This is a genomic window from Billgrantia gudaonensis (genome assembly GCF_900100195.1).
Lineage (GTDB): Bacteria > Pseudomonadota > Gammaproteobacteria > Pseudomonadales > Halomonadaceae > Halomonas > Halomonas gudaonensis.
The window spans coordinates 202,919-222,836 of the sequence record NZ_FNES01000002.1 but is presented as its reverse complement, the minus strand read 5'-3'; the positions used below and the strand labels follow the sequence as shown (position 1 = coordinate 222,836).

The 19,918-nt window shown below is 66.6% G+C and carries 23 protein-coding genes; 9 read left to right on the top strand and 14 right to left on the bottom strand.

Annotated elements, in window-relative coordinates; translation table 11 throughout:
- Nucleotides 1-47: 47 nt before the first annotated feature.
- Genes nirJ through BLP96_RS20065 form a run of 5 tightly spaced genes read right to left on the bottom strand, consistent with a single transcriptional unit; the run spans nt 48 to nt 3,260 of the window.
- Entirely contained in the window at nt 48-1,247 is a 1,200-nt protein-coding gene (gene nirJ, locus BLP96_RS03135; RefSeq protein ID WP_089682984.1) for a heme d1 biosynthesis radical SAM protein NirJ, read from the bottom strand.
- A 26-nt stretch (nt 1,248-1,273) separates the two neighbouring features.
- Nucleotides 1,274-1,834 (bottom strand): siroheme decarboxylase subunit beta, encoded by a 561-nt coding sequence (ahbB, locus tag BLP96_RS03130; protein WP_089682983.1) that lies wholly within the window; start codon nt 1,832-1,834, stop codon nt 1,274-1,276.
- Entirely contained in the window at nt 1,809-2,291 is a 483-nt protein-coding gene (locus BLP96_RS03125; protein ID WP_089682980.1) for an AsnC family transcriptional regulator, read from the bottom strand. Before BLP96_RS03125 ends, ahbB (BLP96_RS03130) begins: the two co-directional genes overlap by 26 nt.
- Nucleotides 2,263-2,790: a siroheme decarboxylase subunit beta gene (gene ahbB, locus BLP96_RS20070; protein ID WP_176761441.1), complete on the bottom strand. Its 528-nt coding sequence runs from the start codon at nt 2,788-2,790 to the stop codon at nt 2,263-2,265. The genes BLP96_RS03125 and ahbB (BLP96_RS20070) overlap by 29 nt, the downstream gene beginning before the upstream one ends.
- Nucleotides 2,787-3,260: an AsnC family transcriptional regulator gene (locus BLP96_RS20065; protein ID WP_176761440.1), complete on the bottom strand. Its 474-nt coding sequence runs from the start codon at nt 3,258-3,260 to the stop codon at nt 2,787-2,789. Before BLP96_RS20065 ends, ahbB (BLP96_RS20070) begins: the two co-directional genes overlap by 4 nt.
- Nucleotides 3,261-3,513: 253 nt before the next feature.
- On the opposite strand from BLP96_RS20065, the gene BLP96_RS03115 reads away from it, so the two are divergent.
- Nucleotides 3,514-3,849 (top strand): c-type cytochrome, encoded by a 336-nt coding sequence (locus BLP96_RS03115; RefSeq protein WP_176761439.1) that lies wholly within the window; start codon nt 3,514-3,516, stop codon nt 3,847-3,849.
- A 10-nt stretch (nt 3,850-3,859) separates the two neighbouring features.
- Entirely contained in the window at nt 3,860-5,080 is a 1,221-nt protein-coding gene (locus BLP96_RS03110; protein WP_089682978.1) for a cytochrome D1 domain-containing protein, read from the top strand.
- Between the two features lie 80 nt (nt 5,081-5,160).
- Here the strand turns inward: BLP96_RS03110 and BLP96_RS03105 are convergent, their stop codons facing one another.
- Complete coding sequence (locus tag BLP96_RS03105) at nt 5,161-6,327, bottom strand: cytochrome P450 (RefSeq protein WP_089682976.1); 1,167 nt, start codon at nt 6,325-6,327, stop codon at nt 5,161-5,163.
- A 143-nt stretch (nt 6,328-6,470) separates the two neighbouring features.
- Nucleotides 6,471-6,899: a MarR family transcriptional regulator gene (locus tag BLP96_RS03100; protein WP_089683369.1), complete on the bottom strand. Its 429-nt coding sequence runs from the start codon at nt 6,897-6,899 to the stop codon at nt 6,471-6,473.
- 134 nt (nt 6,900-7,033) lie between these two features.
- Here BLP96_RS03100 and BLP96_RS03095 point away from each other — a divergent pair, with 134 nt between their 5' ends.
- Nucleotides 7,034-7,600: a YIP1 family protein gene (locus BLP96_RS03095; RefSeq protein WP_089682973.1), complete on the top strand. Its 567-nt coding sequence runs from the start codon at nt 7,034-7,036 to the stop codon at nt 7,598-7,600.
- Between the two features lie 95 nt (nt 7,601-7,695).
- Here the strand turns inward: BLP96_RS03095 and BLP96_RS03090 are convergent, their stop codons facing one another.
- From BLP96_RS03090 to BLP96_RS20055, 7 genes are all read right to left on the bottom strand, one after another.
- A complete protein-coding gene (locus tag BLP96_RS03090) occupies nt 7,696-8,043 on the bottom strand; it encodes a hexameric tyrosine-coordinated heme protein (RefSeq protein ID WP_218118570.1) in 348 nt (115 codons plus the stop codon).
- 131 nt (nt 8,044-8,174) lie between these two features.
- Nucleotides 8,175-8,312: a hypothetical protein gene (locus tag BLP96_RS20060; RefSeq protein WP_176761438.1), complete on the bottom strand. Its 138-nt coding sequence runs from the start codon at nt 8,310-8,312 to the stop codon at nt 8,175-8,177.
- 49 nt (nt 8,313-8,361) lie between these two features.
- Nucleotides 8,362-8,598, bottom strand: coding sequence for a hypothetical protein (locus BLP96_RS03085; RefSeq protein WP_089682972.1), 237 nt, complete (start codon nt 8,596-8,598; stop codon nt 8,362-8,364).
- A gap of 125 nt (nt 8,599-8,723) precedes the next feature.
- Entirely contained in the window at nt 8,724-11,822 is a 3,099-nt protein-coding gene (locus BLP96_RS03080; protein ID WP_089682970.1) for an efflux RND transporter permease subunit, read from the bottom strand.
- Nucleotides 11,819-13,186 (bottom strand): efflux RND transporter periplasmic adaptor subunit, encoded by a 1,368-nt coding sequence (locus tag BLP96_RS03075; RefSeq protein ID WP_089682968.1) that lies wholly within the window; start codon nt 13,184-13,186, stop codon nt 11,819-11,821. The genes BLP96_RS03080 and BLP96_RS03075 overlap by 4 nt, the downstream gene beginning before the upstream one ends.
- A complete protein-coding gene (locus tag BLP96_RS03070; protein WP_089682966.1) occupies nt 13,183-13,800 on the bottom strand; it encodes a TetR/AcrR family transcriptional regulator in 618 nt (205 codons plus the stop codon). Before BLP96_RS03070 ends, BLP96_RS03075 begins: the two co-directional genes overlap by 4 nt.
- A gap of 110 nt (nt 13,801-13,910) precedes the next feature.
- Complete coding sequence (locus tag BLP96_RS20055) at nt 13,911-14,060, bottom strand: hypothetical protein (RefSeq protein WP_176761437.1); 150 nt, start codon at nt 14,058-14,060, stop codon at nt 13,911-13,913.
- Here BLP96_RS20055 and ytfE point away from each other — a divergent pair.
- The 6 genes from ytfE (at nt 14,059) to ubiU (ending at nt 19,916) form a co-directional block, all read left to right on the top strand.
- Nucleotides 14,059-14,715 (top strand): iron-sulfur cluster repair protein YtfE, encoded by a 657-nt coding sequence (gene ytfE, locus BLP96_RS03065; protein ID WP_089682964.1) that lies wholly within the window; start codon nt 14,059-14,061, stop codon nt 14,713-14,715. The genes BLP96_RS20055 and ytfE overlap by 2 nt on opposite strands.
- Nucleotides 14,716-14,788: 73 nt before the next feature.
- Nucleotides 14,789-15,994 carry a methyl-accepting chemotaxis protein gene (locus tag BLP96_RS20470; RefSeq protein ID WP_281182539.1) on the top strand — a complete coding sequence of 402 codons (1,206 nt, stop codon included), beginning with the start codon at nt 14,789-14,791 and terminating at the stop codon, nt 15,992-15,994.
- A gap of 114 nt (nt 15,995-16,108) precedes the next feature.
- Nucleotides 16,109-17,833, top strand: a complete 1,725-nt coding sequence (locus BLP96_RS03055; protein ID WP_089682960.1) for a ribonucleoside triphosphate reductase — start codon at nt 16,109-16,111, stop codon at nt 17,831-17,833.
- A gap of 41 nt (nt 17,834-17,874) precedes the next feature.
- The gene (nrdD, locus tag BLP96_RS20465; protein WP_089682958.1) at nt 17,875-18,036 is read left to right on the top strand and encodes an anaerobic ribonucleoside-triphosphate reductase; all 162 of its coding nucleotides are present in this window, start codon (nt 17,875-17,877) and stop codon (nt 18,034-18,036) included.
- Between the two features lie 56 nt (nt 18,037-18,092).
- Nucleotides 18,093-18,818, top strand: a complete 726-nt coding sequence (locus BLP96_RS03045; protein WP_089682956.1) for an anaerobic ribonucleoside-triphosphate reductase activating protein — start codon at nt 18,093-18,095, stop codon at nt 18,816-18,818.
- A gap of 102 nt (nt 18,819-18,920) precedes the next feature.
- The gene (gene ubiU / locus BLP96_RS03040) at nt 18,921-19,916 is read left to right on the top strand and encodes a ubiquinone anaerobic biosynthesis protein UbiU (protein ID WP_089682954.1); all 996 of its coding nucleotides are present in this window, start codon (nt 18,921-18,923) and stop codon (nt 19,914-19,916) included.
- Nucleotides 19,917-19,918: the final 2 nt, after the last annotated feature.

The window sequence follows — 19,918 nt, the reverse complement described above, 5'->3', positions numbered from 1 at the left end:
ACGCGGTCTTTTTGGCTCGTTATGTTGTGGTCTTTCTGGTGTCGACATCACAGCTCGATGGCCTGGATGGCCTCGAAGGGCGCGGCCACGCGCCGTGCGCTCCCCCCGACGACGCCGATCTCCTCGTTGCCGAGATAACAGCCGGGATCCTCTTCCCAGGGGTCGCCGCTCACCTTCCAGGCGCGGACTCGGGTGTTGCCGTTGCAGATGGCCAGAAAGCGGCACTCGGCGCAGCGACCCTTGAGCGGCCTGGGGCGCTGCCGGAAGCCGCGCATCAGCGGGTCGGTGGTATCGCGCCAGATCGCCGAGAAGGGTCGCTCACGCACATTGCCCAGGTCGTGGTCCCACCAGAAGGTATCCGGATGGACGTTGCCCAGGTTGTCGATGTTGGCGATGTGCTCGCCGGATGCGTTGCCCCCCCAGTTGAGCAGGCGCCGCTCCAGAGCATCCGCCTGCTCGGGGAAGTGCTCGCGCGCCCACATCAGCAGGAAGGGACCGTCGGCGTCGTTGTTGCCGGTGACGTACTCGCGTTCGATGCCGCGCTCGAGTTCGCTGCGGCAGTGGTCGAACAGCCGCGTCATGGCATCGCGGGTCATCTGGTGCCAGGCGTCCTGCTTGCTGTGGCGACGCCCACGACCGCCGTAGTTGAGGTGCGAGAGGTAGAACTTGTCGACGTCGTGCTCGTCGAGCAGCGCCAGGATATCGCCGAACTGCTCGACGTTCTCGCGGGTCAGCGTGAAGCGCAGCCCCACCTTGATGCCGCGCTCCTTGCACAGCTTGACGGCATGCATCGACTCCCGGAACGCCCCACGGCGCTGACGAATGACGTCGTGGGTGGCCTCCAGCCCGTCGATGCTGATGCCCACGTAGTCGTAGCCGACCTCGGCGATCGCATCGATGTTGTCTTCGGTGATCAGCGTGCCGTTGGTGGAGAGCCCGGTGTAGATGCCCAGCGCCCGGGCTCGTCGCGACAGCTCGAAGATATCGGGACGCATCAGCGGCTCTCCGCCCGAGAGGATCAGCGCCGGCACGCGGAAGCGGTGCAAGTCGTCGAGCACCGTCATGGCGTCTTCGGTGGATAGCTCGCCGGCGAAGTCGATGTCCGCCGACGTGGTGTAGCAGTGCTTGCAGGTGAGATTGCAGCGCCGGATCAGGTTCCAGATCACTACCGGACCGGGCGGCTTGTGGGCCGGCGGCACCGGGGTCGGTTCGACCAGGGACTTGACGTAGCGGGTGACTCGAAACATGAGACTCTCCTCGAAAGCGGCAGCGCCTAGCGCATCTGGCCCCGCCGGTCGGAGCGGCCGGCCAGGCGCAGGCCGGTCTTCTTGAGAATGCGCGAGCTATAGAGAATGCGGTGGTCGCGACAGGCCGCACCCAACAGCTCGCATAGCCGCTCGGCCTGCTGTTCCACCTCCTCGCGGGTTCGGCCATGCAGCATCACGAACAGGTTGTAGGGCCATTCCGGCAGATGGCGCGGGCGGCGGTAGCAATGGCTGACGCCCGGCAGCCTGGCCACCTCGCGACCCAGCCGGTCGACGTGCGCATCGTCCACGTCCCACACCGTCATGCCATTGGCCACGTAGCCCAGGCGATAATGGTTCGGCACGGCGGCCACGCGGCGGATGACCCCGGCGGCCTGCATGCGCACCATGCGTTCGCGTACCGCCTCGCCGGATAGCCCGAGCGGCTCGCCCACGGCGCGCCACGGGTCCGGAACCAGCGGCAGGCCGGCCTGGGTAGCCACCACGATGGCCCGGTCGAGGACATCCAGCCCGTCCTGCCGAGGGGGATTGCTCGCCGCAGGCTCAGACGGGCAGGTGGAGACGGACATGGAATTCCTCCTGCTTGGGCATGTTGTAGACGGGCAGACCGGTCGCCGCCTCGATCTCGGCGATCGTCTCATCGATGCGTGCCGGGGTTTCGGTGGCCAGCACGAACCACATGTTGAGCCGATGCTCGCGGCGGTAGTTATGGGCCACTTCGGGAAAGGCGTTGACCAGCTCGGTGACTCGCGGGTACTCGGATTCGGGCACCGCCAGTGCGGCCAGGGTCAGGCCGCCGCCCAGCCGCTCGGCGTGATACATCGGCCCGAAGCGACTCAGCACGCCGCTCTCCAGCAGCCGCTCGAGACGATAGAGCAGCTCGCCCTCGGAGAGCCCGATCTCGGCCGCCACGCTTGCATAAGGCGACGCCACCAGTGGCAGCCCCTCCTGCAGACGGTTGATGATGCGTCGGTCGGCGGCATCCAGCGCGGCCGGCTCAGGCCGGGTGGTGGACTCTGCACTCATGGCTAGACTCCTCTTGGGTAAAGCGGCCGCCACACTGCTTGTAGGCCCGGTGACTGAACAGCACGCTATGGGGGATGGCCTCGAGGCCCTGGCGGGCGACGATCTCGGCGAGCTGCGCCTCGACCTGCTCGCGACGGGTGCCATGGATCATGCAGAACAGGTTGTAGGGCCAGCCGGGGCGCCGCGGACGCCGGTAGCAGAGCGTGACCGCCGGCTCGGCAGCCAGCCGGCGTCCCAGCTCTTTCACGGCGTCGTCGGGTACGTCCCACACCACCATGGCGTTGGCGTCGATGCCCAGCGCACGGTGACGCACCACCAGGCCCAGGCGTTTGATCAGGCCCTCGGCTCGCCAGCGCTCGACGCAGGCCAACACCTCGCTTTCGGAGAGTCCGCACTGCTCGGCCAGTGCCTGCCACGGGCGAGACGTGAGCGGCAGCCCCTGCTCGAGCCGGGCACGCAGCCGGCATTCGGCCGCCTGGCGAGATCCGGTTTGGCTCATGCGCGCTCCAGCTCGTACCAGGGAATGGGAAAGCCGAGGTCGATGTGAAACGCCTCGATCATCGGCAAACGCAGCACCGGATGGCCCAGCTCGGCTTCCAGGGCATCGAGCCGGGCGTCGAGCTGCTGCTCATCGGCAGCGGTCATCACGAACCACAGGTTGTAGCGGTGCTCACGGGCGTAGTTGTGATTCACTCCGACGGACTCGCTGATACGGGCGGCAACGGCATCGCGCTCGGCCTCCGGCACGGCCACGGCAGCCAGCAGGCTGGCCCCGGCCCGGGCGTGGTCGAACACCGGCCCCACCCGGCTCAGCACGCCTGCGGCCGCCAGACGCTCGAGCCGAGACAGCACCACCGCTTCGCTCTCACCGAGCCGCTCGGCCATGACCGCAAAGGGGCGCTCGCACAGCGGCAGGTCACGCTGATAGGCGTCGATGAGGCGTCGATCGAGTGCATCGAGTGCGACCATGGCAGTCACCGGGGGTCGAGTGGAATGATCTGGCTCAGTGGTATCTTACATGCCACATTCACTCGGCAAGCGATGATCGCCGCTGGCGTTGACACAGGTCAAAAGAGGTATCCGCCATATGCCTTTTATGCCGCTACGACATGACGAACCCCACTGCCATTGACGCCGGTCAAAGCAACGCCGCTGCCGCGGCGGGACACTCGCTCGAGCGTCCTTCACCGACGCACCGTTCATCCTGCATCCGAGGCTTTCCATGCACTTGCTGCCCCTGCTGCTCTGCGCTCTGCTGATACCGCCGGTAGCCCAGGCAGAGACGCCGGCCCCCGACGCCGAACGTCGGGCCGAACTGGAGACACTGCTCTATCAGGACTGCGGCTCCTGCCATGGAATGACGCTACGCGGCGGGCTGGGGCCGGCCCTGCCCCGCGATCGCATGAACGAATACGACGTCGAGGCGCTCAGCCACCTCATCCTGAGCGGTATCCCCGGCACCGCCATGCCGGGGTGGGGTGCGCTGATCGATGAATCCGACGCCCGCTGGATCGCCGAGCACCTGCAGACCGACAACCCCCTCGAAACGGTGGATTAGGAGAGACCCGATGCCCATTTCCGCTTCGCTCAAGACCCTGTTCGCCGCTGCCGGCCTGGCCCTGCTGACGGCCACTCCGGCCGTAGCAGAAACCAGCGGCGACGATGCCCCCGTGCTTCGCGGAACCGGCGATCTCGGCGTGGTGATCGAGCGCGCCACCGGTAGCGTGGCGCTGGTCGATACCACCGAGAAGAGCGTGCTCGAGCACGTCGATGGCTTCGGCGATCTTTCCCACGCTTCGGTGAAATTCAGCCGCGACGCCCGCCACGCCTTCGTGTTCGGCCGCGACGGCGGGCTCACGCGCCTAGACCTGCTCACCGGCGAGATCGACGGTCGTATCATCCAGTCGGGCAACAGCATCGGCGGCGCCATCTCCCAGGACGGTCGCTACGTCGCGGTGGGCAACTACGAGCCCGGCGGCGTCAAGGTGTTCGATGCCGAAACGCTGGAGCTGGTCGCCGACGTACCCGCCGACTATGAAACGGACGAAGGCGAAACCGCCCAGGCCAAGGTGGTGGGCGTGGTGGACGCCCCCGGCAACCGCTTCGTGTTCAGCCTCTTCGAGGCGAACCAGATCTGGGTGCTGGACATGAGCGGCGACGAACCGGAGGTGACCAAGTACCGCGACATCGGCAGCCAGCCCTACGATGCCCTGATCACCGCCAACGGCCGTTACTACATAGCGGGGCTGTTCGGCGAGGACGGCATGGCGCTGCTCGACCTGTGGCACCCCGAGAAAGGCGTCCAGCGCATCCTGCCCGACTACGGCCGCGGCGAGGAGCGCCTGCCGGTCTACAAGATGCCGCATCTGGAAGGCTGGGCCATGGCCGGCGACCAGGCCTTCTTCCCGGCGGTGGGGCGCCACGAGGTGCTCGTCGCCGACACCGACGACTGGTCGCTTACCGACCGCATCGAGGTACAGGGTCAGCCGATCTTCGTGATGAGCCGCCCCGACGAACGCCAGGTGTGGGTCACCTTCGCCCACCCCGACAACGACGCGGTACAGGTCATCGACAGCCGGACTCACGAAGTGATCGAGACCCTCTCGCCCGGCGATTCGGTGCTGCACAAGGAATTCACCCCGCGCGGCGAGCACATCTGGATCTCGGCCCGCGACAGCGATACCGTCACCGTCTACGACACCCGCACCTTCGAGAAGCTGGCCACCCTCGAGGCCGAATCGCCCAGCGGCGTGTTCTTCACCTACCGGGCACATCGCATCGGTCTGTAAGCGCCCCGACAAACGCCAGGGCCCGGGTCATCGACCCGGGCCCTGCTGCTGGGATCGCCGCTGCGTGACGCTCCTCGGCCTCAGCGCGTCACCCGCAGCGGTACCGCAGAATAGCCGCCGGCGGGGAACTTGGCGCGTACGGCCGGCTTTTCCGGTATCGGCTTCAACTGCACGGTATCGGCCAGCAACGCCTCCATGAACAGCTTGAGCTCCATGCGCGCCAGCGGCGCGCCGGGGCAGACGTGGATGCCGGCACCGTAAAGCAGGTTGTCCTCGGGGTCACGGTCGAGGCGGAACGCGTCCGGGTCGCCGAACACTGCCTCGTCACGGTTGGCCGAGCCCCACAGGATCGTCAGCCGCTCACCGGCGGGAATGTGTCGCCCGCCGATCTCCACCGGTCGCGTGGTGCGTCGGCGGTTGGACATCAGCGGTGCATCGATGCGCAGGATCTCGTCGATGGCCGGGGGCAGGAGCTCTGGCTCGCCACGCAGCCGGGCCTGCAACTGGGGATGGTCGGCGAGATAGCGCATCAATATGCCGATGCTGGCCGAGATGGTGCCCAGCTCGCCCACCGTCCAGTTGCGCAGGATGCTGACGATCTCTTCATCGCTCAGCGCTCGCCCCTCGACGGTTTCGTTCATGATCCTCGTGGTCACGTCATCAGGCGCGGCATCGCCGGCAGCGCGACGGGTTTCCAGCAGGTCGCGAATCACCCCGTCGAACTCCAGCGCCAGCTCGCCCAGCGCCTGGCGATCGCCGGCCAGGGTGGCGGCGTGCTGGCGGCGCGTCCAGTCGCGCAGCGGCTCATGCAGGCCCGTCGGCCAGCCCATGAAGGCGCACTGGATCTCCAGGGCGAAATTCTGACCCAGCTCGGCCATGGCCTCGATCTCGCCCGATTCGGGCAGGCGGGCCACCAGGCTCTCGGCGATCTCACGACAATGCGGCTCGAATGCCGCCATGGGACCGGGGCCGAAATAGGGCTCGATGAGACGCCGGAAGCGAGTGTGCTCGGGCGGGTCCATGGCATTGGGGACGGAAAGATGCCGGCTCGCCGCGTTGCTGAAGGTGTCGTGGTCTTCGAGCACGCGCTTCACGTCGGCATGGCGGAACAGCGACCACTGCAGGTAGTCGCTGTAGGCCACGGGGCAGCGACTGCGCATGGCATCGTAGGCGGCGATCTGGTCGTCGAGCACGGACTCGGCACGAGGATCCCAGTCCTGATGCACCGCATCGGTCGTTTCGTTCATGGTCTCTCCTTCTCGGATGAAAGCGGTCATCACCGACCAGCGCCGCAACTCACAGGCGAGGGAGGTCGTGGTAACGCATCACACCAAATGTCGAGGAAAGGCGCTTTGACGCACATCAGCCCATGTCCAATCGAAGCGGGCACTCAGTCGTCGTGGCGCTTGGCGACCTCGGGCCATCCCGGCAGTTGGAACTCCTCCTGCAGGTGCCGCAGCTCCGGCTGGTGCAGCCCCGCGATCTTCTCGACCAGCCTGTTTCCCTTGGGCAGCAGATGGACTTCGCTGCGTCGGCGGTCGTGACGTCCGGGACGACGCTCCACCAGGCCCAACTGCGCGCAGCGATCGACCAGCATCACCGTGCCGTGGTGCTTGGCCTGCAGCCGCTCGGCGAGCTCGCCCACCGTGGCCCATTCGCGCTCGGCGAACCCTTTCAGGTGCAGCAACAATTGGTACTGCAGTGCGGTCAAGCCGTGTTGTTGGCAGATGTCCTCGCTGGCACGCAGAAAGCAGCGCAGCTGATAGCGAAAGTGGGAGAGCCGTTCGTAATCCCGTTTGGTCAAGGCGTCATCGCACATGGACAGCATCCGTAGGGCAGAGTCCGGCGCCTCTCGGCTTGACAGACCACCGGACGGTGGCTAATGATTAACCAATAATATCATAGATTGATATTTTTGAATCCTCACATCCCTGACGTCAAGAGGACGCAGTCATGAATCCCGTCACCGTGATCAAACTGCCCTTCACCCGCCAGGCGGGATGGAAGGAGCTGCAGCGCCGCAAGCCCTCGATCGCCGTGCTGGCCTGGTGCCTGGTGCTGCCCATGTCGCTGCTTCCGCCGGTCCTGCTCTACTATGCCGGCACGCATTACGGCAACGAGTTCGTGGCCGGCTTCGGCGAGCGGGAGTGGCGCTTCATCACCACCATCCTGTTTCTCGCCGAGCTACTCACCTTCTGCGTGATGGGCTGGCTGATCCACGCCGTGGTCAATGGCACCCGCGAACTGTCGATCGGCTACCACGATGCCTATTTGCTGGCCGCCCTGGCGCCGCTGCCACTGTGGTCCTCGGCCATCGTGCTGCTGATTCCCAGCCTGCTGCTCAATGCCCTGGCGGTGCTGGTGGCACTGGGCATCTCCTGCAGCCTGGTCTACCACGGCCTGCAGGCGCTGTGCGCACGCAGCGACAACGACGTGACGACCATGTCGGCCACCTACACCATCATGGCCGCCGGGGTGCTGGCCTGGGGGCTGTTGATGGCCATCGTCTGGGCGTATTGATGCGCAACGCTTGGCCACGATGCAGCGAGGCCCCGGTTTGACCGGGGCCTCGCTGCATTAGGAAGGGATGGCTTCAGCGAACAGGTCGGGTCGCGTCAGTCGCGCCAGTAATCGTTGGCCGCGGCGACCGTCTGGAAGTGTGTGGCAATGACCTGCGATACGGCAATCAGACTGTCCGGATCTTCGGCATATTCAGGGCGCAATGCCTGGCGCACTTCGCCATCGGTCTGAGTCGTCGCCACCCCTTTCTGCGAAAGGGTAACCGCCAGAGCGAACCCCGCCTGCGGCGTTTCCGTGACCAGGCTGGGCAACCAGCTCTCTGCCTCGCCGTCGCCGTGCTCATCGGCCCAGATCGGGCTTCCCAACACGCTCGCTCCCAACAGAATGGAGAGCAGTACGGCCAACGGCATGCGCCGCTGCATCATCTTCACGGTCATGTTCATATCGCAACCTCCTCGTTGCTTGTCGTTGTGGTGCTTCAGTGCACATCCGCTGTACGTCATGTCTCCTTCAATGACCTCCATCGAGCGATATCGTGGGTCTGCAACCCCGGCGAGGGCCACGTCGGCGAGTGTCAGGTTCCACGTGCCAGTAGCATCGCCTCGATCCGGCCAATGGCGCGCATCGGGTCGAGACCCTTGAGGCATACCCAGGTGAAGTTGGCGATCTGCCGACAGCGGAACACGCTGGACGGATCGTCGAGATCGGCCATGCGCTCGTCCGTGTCGGCAGCGCGACTGTCGATCGGAAAGCGGTGGGCCTCAATAAGCAAGATGCAGACGATGCCGGGCGTTGATACGCATGACGTACCCGATCTTGACCAGAGTAGGGCCGACGATGACCAGAATATGCGCCAGCACCTGGACCATCAGCGACAGCCGGTCGTCGATCACGTAGCCGCCCATCACGCCGGCCCCCAGCAATGCCAGCCCCAGTATCAGCAGGGTGTCGCCTAGCGCATGGGTTCGGCCGGGATCTTCGAAGTAATGCAACAGCATACGGCTCCTCCTCGCTTCTGGGCAGGCCACGACAAGGGCCACCGATGGGCATCGCTTCCTGCCAACAAAAGATGCATTTGAATTACTTCTTATAGGATAGCCGCCATGCACCATCGGTCAACCCATCATGGGCACTCCGACACCTTCGCCAACCCCCAGTCGTCGAACAGCACGTAGAGCGCCGGAATCACCAGCAGTACCAGCACGGTGGCGCTGAGCAGGCCGAACACCACGGCGATCACCAGGGGCTTGATGGCATCCGCTTGGGTGCTGGTCTCGGCCAGCAACGGCAGCAGGCCGGCGATGGTCGTCGAGGAGGAGATCAGGATGGCGCGCAGCCGGTCGCGGCTGGCTCGGCCGGCCGCGGCCGCGGCATCGAGCCCCCTCGCCCTGTGCTCCTTGATGAAGTGGATCAGCAGGATGGCATTGTTGACCACGATGCCGGCCAGGGACGCTGCACCGATCAGCGAGGGCGTGGAGAGATAGTAGCCCATGATCACGTGTCCCCAGATGGCGCCGATGAAAGCCAGCGGGATGGAGAGCATGACGATCAGCGGCTCCACGTAGCTGCGGAACTGGAACGACAGGATCACGAAGATCCCCACCAGGCCGATCAGCAGGGCGCGGCCGATGGAGCCGCCGGTCTCCGCGGAGCTGGCCACCTGGCCCTCGAAGGTGACTTCCACATCGGGATGCTTCTCCCGGAAGTCTTGCAGCCAGCCGCTGCCGATCAGATCGTCGACGATGGCCTGGCCGCTGGCCCGACGGGCGTCTACGTTGGCCTCCACGGTCACCGTGCGCCGCCCGTCGATACGAGTGATGCGTGCCCACTCGCGACGCTCGGCCATCTCGGTCACCACCGAAAGCGGCACCTGGCTTCCGTCGGGCAGCATGATGGTCTGGTCGGCCAGGTCGTCGAGGCCGTCGCGGTCTGCCTCGGCCTGGCGCACCAGCACCTCGATCTCCTGCTCGCCGATGCGCTGGGTATCGGCGATCTCGCCGAGCAGGGCGGCACGCAGCTGGCCGGCCACCTCGTCGGCGGTGAGGCCCAGGCCGTGAGCCCCCGGGGCCAGGGAGTAGGCGCGCTGGGGCTTGCCCAGGCGCTGGTCATCCATGACGTTGTAGACCGCCGAATAACTCTCGAGTCGCTCGGCCAACTCGTGGGCTGCCGCCTTCATGGCATCGAGATCCTCGCCGGTGAGGCGCACCTCCACCGGCACTCCGGCAGGGCCGAAACCCGGTTCCTGGATGATCAGACGCTGCAGGCCCTCGATCTCGCCGATCGCCTCGCGCCACGCCGCGGTGAGCTCGTCCAGGCTCTTGGTGCGCCGCTCGGCAGTGAGCAGGTCGACGCTCACCGTGGCCACGTGGGGGCCCGTCTCCCGGGCGCTGAGGTTGTGGTTGAAGCGCACCTGAATCGCCTCGATCAGCGCCCTGCCCTCCGGCTGCTCGGGGGAGAACCGCGCATCGAGCTCGCGCATCGCCGCCTCGACCCGCTCGGCCACCGCCTCGGTACGTTCCAGCGGCGTGCCCTGGGGCATCAGGATGCGCGCCTCCAGCACGTCGCCGTCGATGTCGGGCATCGCCTCTCTGCCGACATGGCCACCGGCCATGAACCCCACCGATCCCAGCATGACGGCCAGCACTGTCCCCAGCACTGCATGGCGGAAACGAATCGTTCGGTCGGCCAGCCGTCCCACGCCCTCGCGGAAGCGCTCGAAGCCGCGGTCGAAGGCAGTGCGAAAACGGGAGTCAGGGTCCTGCTGCAGATATTCGACACTGCTTTTGAGGTGGTGGGGCAGGATCCAGAACGCCTCGACGAGACTCGCCGCCAAGGCGGCGATCAGCACTACTGGCAGCACCTCCAGCACCGCTCCCAGCTCGCCGGCCAGAAAGGAGAGCGGCACGAACACGGAAGCCGTGGTCAGGAAAGACGACAACACCCCGGGCAGCACCTGACGGGTCCCCGCCACCACCGCCTCCAGTGGCGTGGCGCTCTCCCCGGCGTGGGCAGCGATGTTGTCGGTGATGACGATGGCATCGTCCATGACGATGCCGATGGCCATCAGCAGCGCCACCAGGGTGATCATGTTCAGGGAAAGGCCGGCAAGCCCCATCACCAGAAAGGCGCCCATGAAGGCGGCGGGCAGTCCCAGTACCGCCCACAGCGCCAGGCGCGGTCGGAAGAACAGGCTCATCACCAGCACCACCAGCGCCAGACCCATGAGGCCGTTGGCCACCAGCATCTGCAGGCGGTCGCGCACGATGCGGGTCATGTCCTGGGTCAGGGTCAGCGAAACGCCGTCGTCGAAGCGGCGGCGCTCCGCATCGAGAAGCCCTTCGAGGCGCTCTTTCACCGCCAGAGCGTCATCGCCCAGGCCCTTGCTCACCTCCAGCACCAGCGCCGGCTCGCCGTTGAAGCGCAGCTTCTCTTCCTTGCGCTCACCGGTCTCGGTCAAGGTGGCGATGTCGCCCAGGGTCAGTTCGCCGCCGGCCGAGTCGGACATCACCACCAGGCTCTTCAGTTGGGAAAGCGAACGTCGCTGATCGGTGAAGCGCAGCAGAATATCGCGCTCGGGCGTCTCCAGCGTGCCCAGCGGCAGGTCTAGGCTCTGGGCGGCGATCCGCCGCGCCAGCTCGCTGGCCGAGAGACCGTGCTGACCGAGCACGTCACCGGGCACCTCCACCTGCCACTGACGCTGGGACATGCCGTGAATGGCCACGTCCGCCACGCCGGACAACGCCATGATGCGCTCCTCCAGGCGCAGGGCGTACTCCTCGAGCTGGCGGGCGGGCATGTCGGCCGACACCGCCACCGCCGCCACCGAATCGCTGCGATGCAACTCGCGCACCACCGGCGGCTCGGCCCGCGCCGGCAGCTCGGTGATGGCGCCGACCTCGGTGTCTATCTCGCTGACGAAGCGAATCGGGTCGCCACCGCCCTGCATGGTGGCGGTAGCGCTGGCCAGATTGTCCTGGGCCATGCAGACGAATTCGTCGAGGTACTCCACCCCCTTCACCGCCTCATGCAGGCGCCGGCACACGGCATCCTCCACGTCGGCGGCGCTGGCTCCGCGATAGACCACCTCGACGCTTACCTCCACCGGGCGATAATCGGGAAACGTCTCGCGCTCGAGCGACGGAGCGCTGAAGAGACCGGCAGCGATCAGCAGCACCAACAGCAGATTGGCGGCGGTGGGATGGGCGGCGAACCAGCGGATCATGGCCGCTCTCCCCGTGCGCGCGCGGCGATGCGTGCCTCCAGGGCTTCGTCACGCCGTGTCGTCAGCGCCATACCGGCGATCGCCGCGGGCAGGTCGTCGACCACCACCCGCTCGCCGGGCTCGAGACCCGCCTCGATCACCGCCAGGTCGCCCTGGGTGAAGGCCACGCTCACGTCGCGCCGCTCGAGGCGCTGCTCGGCATTGGCCAGCCACACCTCGCCCTGATGCACGGCGCTGGCCGGGATCGTCAGTCGTGGCTGCGGGCTCGATGCCGTGAGCCGCGTACGCACGTACATGCCGCGTTGCAGGGGTGGACGATCTGGCGGTCGAATGTCTCGGTAGGGTTCGTCCACCCGTACCACGGCACGCACCGTCCGCGTACTCGGGTCCAGCCCGCTGGCGACACGCACCAACCGCCCCGTCCAGCCCACGCCTTCGGCACCAGCCAGCGACAACTCGGCGTCCACTGCGGAGAGATCCAGCCGCTCGTCGAGGTCCAGTCCCGGATCGAAGGGTTCGTCGGGCAGGATCGCACCCAGCAGGCGGCGCATCATGTCGATGGGAACGTGCGCCTCCACCTCGGCAGCGGCCAGGCTGTCGGCCTCGAACAGCCGCTGCCCGCTGGCCACGAACTGGTGACGTTCTGCCTCCACCTCGCCCAGGCGCAGGTCGTAGGGTGCCACGAAGCGGGTATCCGCAAGATCCTCGCGGGCCTGGGCGAGGCGCACGGCGGCGCGCTCGCGCTGAGCCTCGAGCACCGCACGCCGTGCGGGCACCAGCGCCAGGGTGTTCTCCAGCGAAGCCACCGCCTGGCGCTGTCCCAGGGTGCTGCGACGCTGCTCGTCACGCCGTGAAGTGGAGACCGAGCCGCTGTCCGCCAGGCGCTCGATACGCGACAACTCCTGCTCGGCCAGGGCCAGCGCTTCCTTCTCCAAGGCCAGCAGGCGACCGGTATTGTCCTCTTCGGCCCGAAGCTGGGCCAGTTCGCCGGCCAGGCTCGACAACTCCGCCTCGGCCTCGGCGATGGCCAGCTCATAGCGGCTGGGATCCAACGCCACCAGCAGGGTACCCTCGGGCAGCAAGGTGCCACTCTCCAGCTCCGGGTGGCGCTCCACCACCCGGCCCGGCACATTGGCCACCGCCTGCCAGGTCTCGGCGGGGCGCGCCACTCCGTGCCCGCGCGCTTCCAGACGGAAAGCCAGCGGGCGGGCCTCGATGACCCGCACCGGAGTGGCGGCCGCCGACGCTTCCAGGCGCTCGGGAGCCTGGCGGTTGACCACGAAAAAGACCAGCAGCGCCACACCCAGGGCGACGCCGACGAGCACCGTCAGCGCCCGCCCCAACCGCCGACTCCAGGGCTTCATGCGTCACCTCCCGGCGCCTTGCAGATACCATACCGATAGAGGTCGAAGGCGGCCGGCGCGCGCTCGACGATGCCCGCCACGTCATCGGCGATCAACGCCTGCATCACCAGCCCCTGAAGCGTGCCGATGAACTGGGTCGCCGCGGTATCCAGATCGAGCCCGGGGCGCAGGCGTCCCTCGTCGCGGGCACGTTGCAGCAGGCTCAGCAGCCGTTGGCGGTAGCGCTCCATCAGCTCGCGCACCGTGCGACTGGCCGGCGTCGGACGGGGATGCTGAAGCTGGCCCATCAGCAGTCGCGGTACGCCAGGGTGCTCGGCGATGAAGGCAGCATGTGCCAGATACATCGCCTCCAGCGCCGCGAGGGGGTCATCGACACCCTCGGCGGCGGCGTCGACGCGCGCCATCACCCGCCCGGCCACCCAGGTCACCACCGCCTCCCAGATGGCGTCCTTGCTCGGAAAATGGCGAAACAACGCGCCCTGAGTGACGCCCATGCGCCGGGCAATGCGCCCGGTGGTGAGAGTGGCAGGCTCCTCCTCGCCGCACAGGGCGACGACGGTCTCCACGGTGCGCTCGCGACGCGCCTCGGCACTGAGATGCTGACGTTCCGACATGGCCGAACCTCAAAAGATAGTAATTGATTACTATCTTATCAGTCAGGTCGGCCTCCTTCCAGCCATCCACTCTGAGAGGATGTCTTACTTCTGAAGGACACGCGGCATGGTCAAAAAAACCCTTCACGGTCATAAAAACCCTGACCCAACAGGGTGATTTCGACCCTAAAACCCATAAAACCTTGATTGAAAAGCAAAGATTTGAGTGGCACGCCTTTTGCTAACTCAAGAGACCATTCTTTGTAAGGAGTCACTGCCATGCCCCTGCTCGACCAGACCGTAGGCCGTACCGCTCTCACCCTGCCCGGCGCCACTCGCGTCTTCCATGCCCATCACATCGATTTCTGCTGTGGCGGCCGCGTCACGCTGCGAGAGGCGGCCAAACGCGCCGGCCTGCATCCCGACAGGCTCATCGCCGAACTGGAAGCGTTGCCGGCCAACGCCAGCGAGGAGCACGACTGGTCGGCAGCCAGCAACGACGAACTGATCGACCACATCCTGACCCGCTACCACGACGTCCACCGCCAGCAGCTGCCCGAACTGACGCGCATGGCGCGCCGCGTCGAGCAGGTCCACGGCGACCGCGACGCCTGTCCCCGCGGGCTCGCCGACCTGCTGGCCGGCATCCACCAGGAGATGGAGAGCCACATGCAGAAAGAGGAGCAGATCCTCTTCCCCATGCTGCGCCGCGGCCAGGGCGCCCAGGCCCAGGGGCCGATCACCGTGATGCGCCACGAACACGACGATCACGGCGCCAGCCTCGAGCATTTGATGGTGCTCACCGACGACATCCATCCCCCCAGGGGCGCCTGCACCACCTGGCGCGCCCTGTATGCCGGCCTGCGCGAATTCCGCGAGGACCTGATGCAGCACATCCACCTCGAGAACAACCTGCTCTTCGAGCGCGCCGGCTGAATCACCACCACCCGACTTTGCACGCCGTCTCGTCATGGCAGGCGGCTTTTCCCCTGACCGACCCGGAGACTTCATGCGACTCTTTCGACGTACCGCACCGTCTCATCAGCGCGCCAGCGGCGATGCCGCAGACGCGCTGCGTGCCGAGCGCGACCGCCTTCAGGCCCGCATCGATACCCTCGAGGCCGAGCAGCGCCTCCACCAGCATCTGTTCACCAACCTCACCGGATTCGGCGACTCCGTGGTGGCTCTGCGCGAATCCTTCTCGGATCTCTCCGAGCTACTGCAGGGCAACCAGCGGGTCGCCGACTTCACCACCAGCGAATCGCAGCGCAGCCAGGATGCCTTGAACGCCATGGTCGATGAGCTGCGCGCTCTCAATGCACGCATCGGCCAGGCCGCCGAACAGGTCACGTCGCTGCGCGGCGATGCCGGGCGCATCGACAACTTCGTCACCGTCATCGACGAGATCTCCATGCAGACCACGCTGCTGGCCTTCAATGCCAGCATCGAGGCGGCCCGGGCCGGCGATGCCGGTCGCGGCTTCGCCGTGGTGGCCACCGAAGTGCGTCAGCTCGCCTCGCGGACCAACGACGCCACCGACGAGATCGGCGGGCTCAACGGCAGCATCCTGAGCCAGGCCGACCAGGTCGATGGCGTGATGGACGACAACGCCCGCAAGGCCGAACGTTTGAGCGCCGAGGCCAGCCGCGTCATGCAGCGTACCGAACAGCTGCTGGGCCTGAGCGGCGAGAGCAGCCAGGCGCTGGCCTTCTCCGCCATGCTCAGCGAAGTCGAGCTGGCCAACCTGGAAGAGCTGGAAATCAAGCTGGAGGTCTATCGCATCTTCATGGGCCTGTCGGACAAGCGCGCAGAGGACCTGCCCGACGAGACCCAGTGCGCCCTGGGGCGCTGGTACTACGACGGCACCGGCAGCCAGCGCTTCTACAGCGACAGCGATTTCCAGGCGCTGGAGGCTCCTCACCGCGAAGTGCACCAGCGCGCCATCGAGGCCGTGGCCCATCACCAGGAAGGACGCATGGACGAGGCGATGGCCGCCCTGGCGAAAATGGAATCCGCCAACCTCGACGTCATGAAGCGGCTGCGCTACATCATGCGCAAGTATCGGCCGGACACGCGCCAGGCTCGCTTGCCCGAGACAGCCGGCGCGCCTGCCCCTATCGCCCAAGATCCGCTACCGGAACCGGCAGCTCGGCGCAGCAACCGAGAAGGCAGCACTGCACCGGCTGCTGGAAATCACGCATTGCAGCCTTCATGACCTGGATCATTTTCCTGCCCCGCTGGAGTGTCTACCCTGCACGAAACACAACATATGGTGCCAATTTTTTTAGGAATCACCATATATGGATAATCGGCCAGCGAGGAAAGCGCCATGGAAAGCCCCCAGCTCAGCGTCGTCGACGTCGCTTCGACGGTCAACGAGTACCTGCAGCGCGCCGACTGGCGCGTCAACGCCAACGCCAATCAGGGTTTCTCCCTGGGTGGGCTGATCCTCAACGCCTCGGGCAAGCTGATCGCCAACTACTGGCTCGACGAGGTCTACCCCAGCGCCGTTGGCGAGGCCCACCGCCGCGGCGATCTGCACATTCACGACCTGGACATGCTCGGCGGCTACTGTGCCGGCTGGTCGCTGCGCACCCTGCTGATCGAAGGCTTCAACGGCGTTCCAGGCCGAGCGGAAAGCGGGCCGCCCAAGCATCTCTCCAGTGCACTGGGGCAGATGGTCAACTTCCTCGGCACCCTGCAGAACGAATGGGCCGGCGCCCAGGCGTTCAGCTCCTTCGACACCTACCTGGCGCCCTACGTGCGCATCGACCGGCTCGACTACCCGGCGGTGAAGCAGGCGGTGCAGGAGTTCATCTACAACCTCAACGTGCCATCGCGCTGGGGCAGCCAGACGCCCTTCACCAACCTAACCTTCGACTGGATCTGCCCGGCGGACCTGCGCGATCAGGTACCGATCGTCGGCGGCGAGGAGCAGCCCTTCACCTACGGCGAGCTGCAGGCCGAGATGGATCTGCTCAACCGCGCCTACCTGGAAGTGATGGAGGAGGGCGACTGCCGCGGCCGGGTGTTCACCTTCCCGATCCCCACCTACAACATCACCGCGGATTTCGATTGGGAGAGCGACAACGCCGAGCGGCTCTTCGCGCTGACCGCCAAGTACGGTCTGCCCTACTTCCAGAACTTCCTCAACTCCGACCTGGAACCGCACATGGTGCGTTCCATGTGCTGCCGGCTGCAGCTCGACCTCAGCGAACTGCTCAAGCGCGGCAACGGCCTGTTCGGCAGTGCCGAGCAGACCGGCTCGCTGGGCGTGGTGACGATCAACTGCGCGCGCCTGGGGCACCGCTTCGCCGGCGACCGGGCAGGGCTCTACGCCGAGCTGGACCGCCTGCTGGAACTGGGCCGCGACAGCCTGGAGGTCAAGCGCGAATACATCCAGCAGTGGATGGACGACGGCCTCTACCCCTACAGCCAGCGCTACCTGGGCACCCTGCGCAACCACTTCTCGACGCTGGGCGTGAACGGCCTCAACGAGATGGTACGCAACTTCAGCGACGACCGCTTCGACATCGCCGACCCCGAAGGCCAGCAGCTGGCCCTCGAACTGCTGGATCACGTCCGCGAGCGGATGCGCGAATTCCAGGAAGGCACCGGCCATCTCTACAACCTGGAGGCGACCCCCGCCGAGGGCACCACCTACCGTTTCGCCAAGGAAGACCGCAAGCGCTTTCCCGGCATCTTGCAGGCCGGCACGTCGGAGGCGCCCTACTACACCAATTCCAGCCAGCTGCCGGTCGGTTTCACCGACGATCCCTTCGAGGCGCTACTTCACCAGGATCCGCTGCAGACGCGCTATACCGGCGGCACGGTGCTGCATCTCTACATGCGCGAGAAGCTCTCCTCGGCCAGGGCCTGCAAGCAGCTGGTGCACACCGCCCTGTCGCGCTTCCGCCTGCCCTATCTCACCGTGACGCCGACCTTCTCGATCTGTCCGGTGCACGGCTATCTGGCCGGCGAGCACGAGTTCTGTCCGAAGTGCGACGAGGCGCTTCTGGCAAGACAGGCCTCGGCTGCCGCGACGACTGCCTGAGGCCATTCCCCCGCAAAAACCACCGTGAAAAGGAGCATCACATGAACCAGGCCATCGAGAACTTGCCCACCGAACAGCGTCAGCGCTGCGAAGTCTGGACCCGGGTGATGGGCTATCACCGCCCGGTCAGCCAGTTCAATCACGGCAAGCAGTCCGAGCACCGCGAGCGCCGCCACTTCAGCGAATCGGCCGGTCGCGCCTAACCCCACCGCCATACCAGGCGCCCCGGCGACCCCGGGCGCCTGCCTGGAAAGCGCCAATGCCCGCATCCGTATCGCCCCAGCTGCGCCTTCCCGTGGCCGGCCTCACGCCCATGACCACCCTGGACTACCCCGGCCACCTGGCCTGCGTGGTGTTTCTGCAGGGCTGCCCGCTGCGCTGCGGCTACTGCCACAATCCGCAGATGCTCGAACCGCGCAAGGCCGGCTCGGAAGAGTGGGCCGAGATCGAGGCGTTTCTCGAACGGCGCCGGGGACTGCTGGAAGGCGTGGTGTTCAGCGGCGGCGAACCCACGCTGCACGCCGACCTGCCCAATGCCGCCGAGCGGGCCCGCTCCCTGGGTTTCAAGGTGGGGTTGCACACCGCCGGCGTCTATCCGCGGCGCTTGCGGGCGCTGCTGCCCTGGCTCGACTGGGTGGGGCTGGACGTGAAGGGCCCGGCCGAGCGCTTCGATGCCATCGTCGGCCGCACGGGGCTCGGGGCCGGGCATCGTATGAGCCTGCAGATGCTGCTGGAGAACGGCATCGATTTCGAGTGCCGCACCACGGTGCACTGGCGCGACTTCGATCTGGACAATCTGCGCCGGCTGGCACTCGACCTCGCCGGACAGGGCGTGGGGCACTACGCCATCCAGTTGGCGCGACCGGGGCAGTGCCTGGACCCTGCCTATGCCGCCCCCTTCACCGACCGGCCTCGCAGCGAGGCCCTGGAATCGCTGCTCGCCTCGCTCCGTCCCGCCTTCGAGCGGCTCGAACTGCGCGATTGATCCCATCTCCTCGCGGGACCGTGTCTCGCCATGACCCGAGTCAAAAGGCCATGCCGCATAGTCGACTAGCATGGTTGGGTTTCTCATCACAGGAGGCTCACCATGGAGCTCGTCTGCCCCGCCGGCAATCTGCCCGCCCTGAAGCGGGCCGTGGATGAAGGGGCCGATGCCGTCTATTTCGGCTTCCAGAACACCACCAACGCCCGCCAGTTCGCCGGCCTCAACTTCACCGACAAGCGCGCCCGGGAAGGCATCGACTACGCCCACGCTCGCGGCAAGCGGGTGTTCTGCGCCATCAACACCTACCCGCAGCCGGACGGCTGGGCCATGTGGACCCGCGCCGTGGACCAGGCCGCCGACCTCGGCGTCGACGCCTTGATCCTGGCCGACATGGGGCTGCTCGACTACGCCGCGCGCCGCCACCCAGGGCTCGCCCGCCACCTCTCGGTGCAGGGCTCGGCCACCAGCCATGAGGCACTGCGCTTCTACCACGATCAGTTCGGCATCAAGCGCGCCGTACTGCCGCGGGTGCTCTCCATCACCCAGGTGCGCGACCTGGCCAAGCACACCCCGGTTGAGCTCGAGGTGTTCGCCTTCGGCAGCCTGTGCATCATGGCCGAGGGGCGCTGCTACCTCTCCTCCTACCTCACCGGCGAGTCGCCCAACACCCGCGGCGTCTGTTCGCCGGCGGCCCACGTGCGCTGGGAGGAGACCCCCCAGGGGCTCGAGTCGCGCCTCAACGGCGTACTGATCGACCGCTACGGCGAGGGCGAGAACGCCGGTTATCCCACCCTGTGCAAGGGTCGCTTCGAGGTGGGCGGCGAGACCTATCACGCCATCGAAGAACCCACCAGCCTCAACACCCTGGAACTGCTGCCGGAGCTGCACGAACTGGGCATCAGCGCAGTGAAGATCGAGGGCCGCCAGCGCAGCCCTGCCTACGTCTCCAAGGTCGCCGGCATCTGGCGCCAGGCGCTGGACCGCCTGGAAGTCGCTCCAGGTCGCTTCCACGCCGAGCCTGCCTGGATGAGAGGTCTTGGCGAGGTCTCCGAGGGCGCCACCACCACCCTGGGCGCCTACGAGCGCCGCTGGAAATAGGA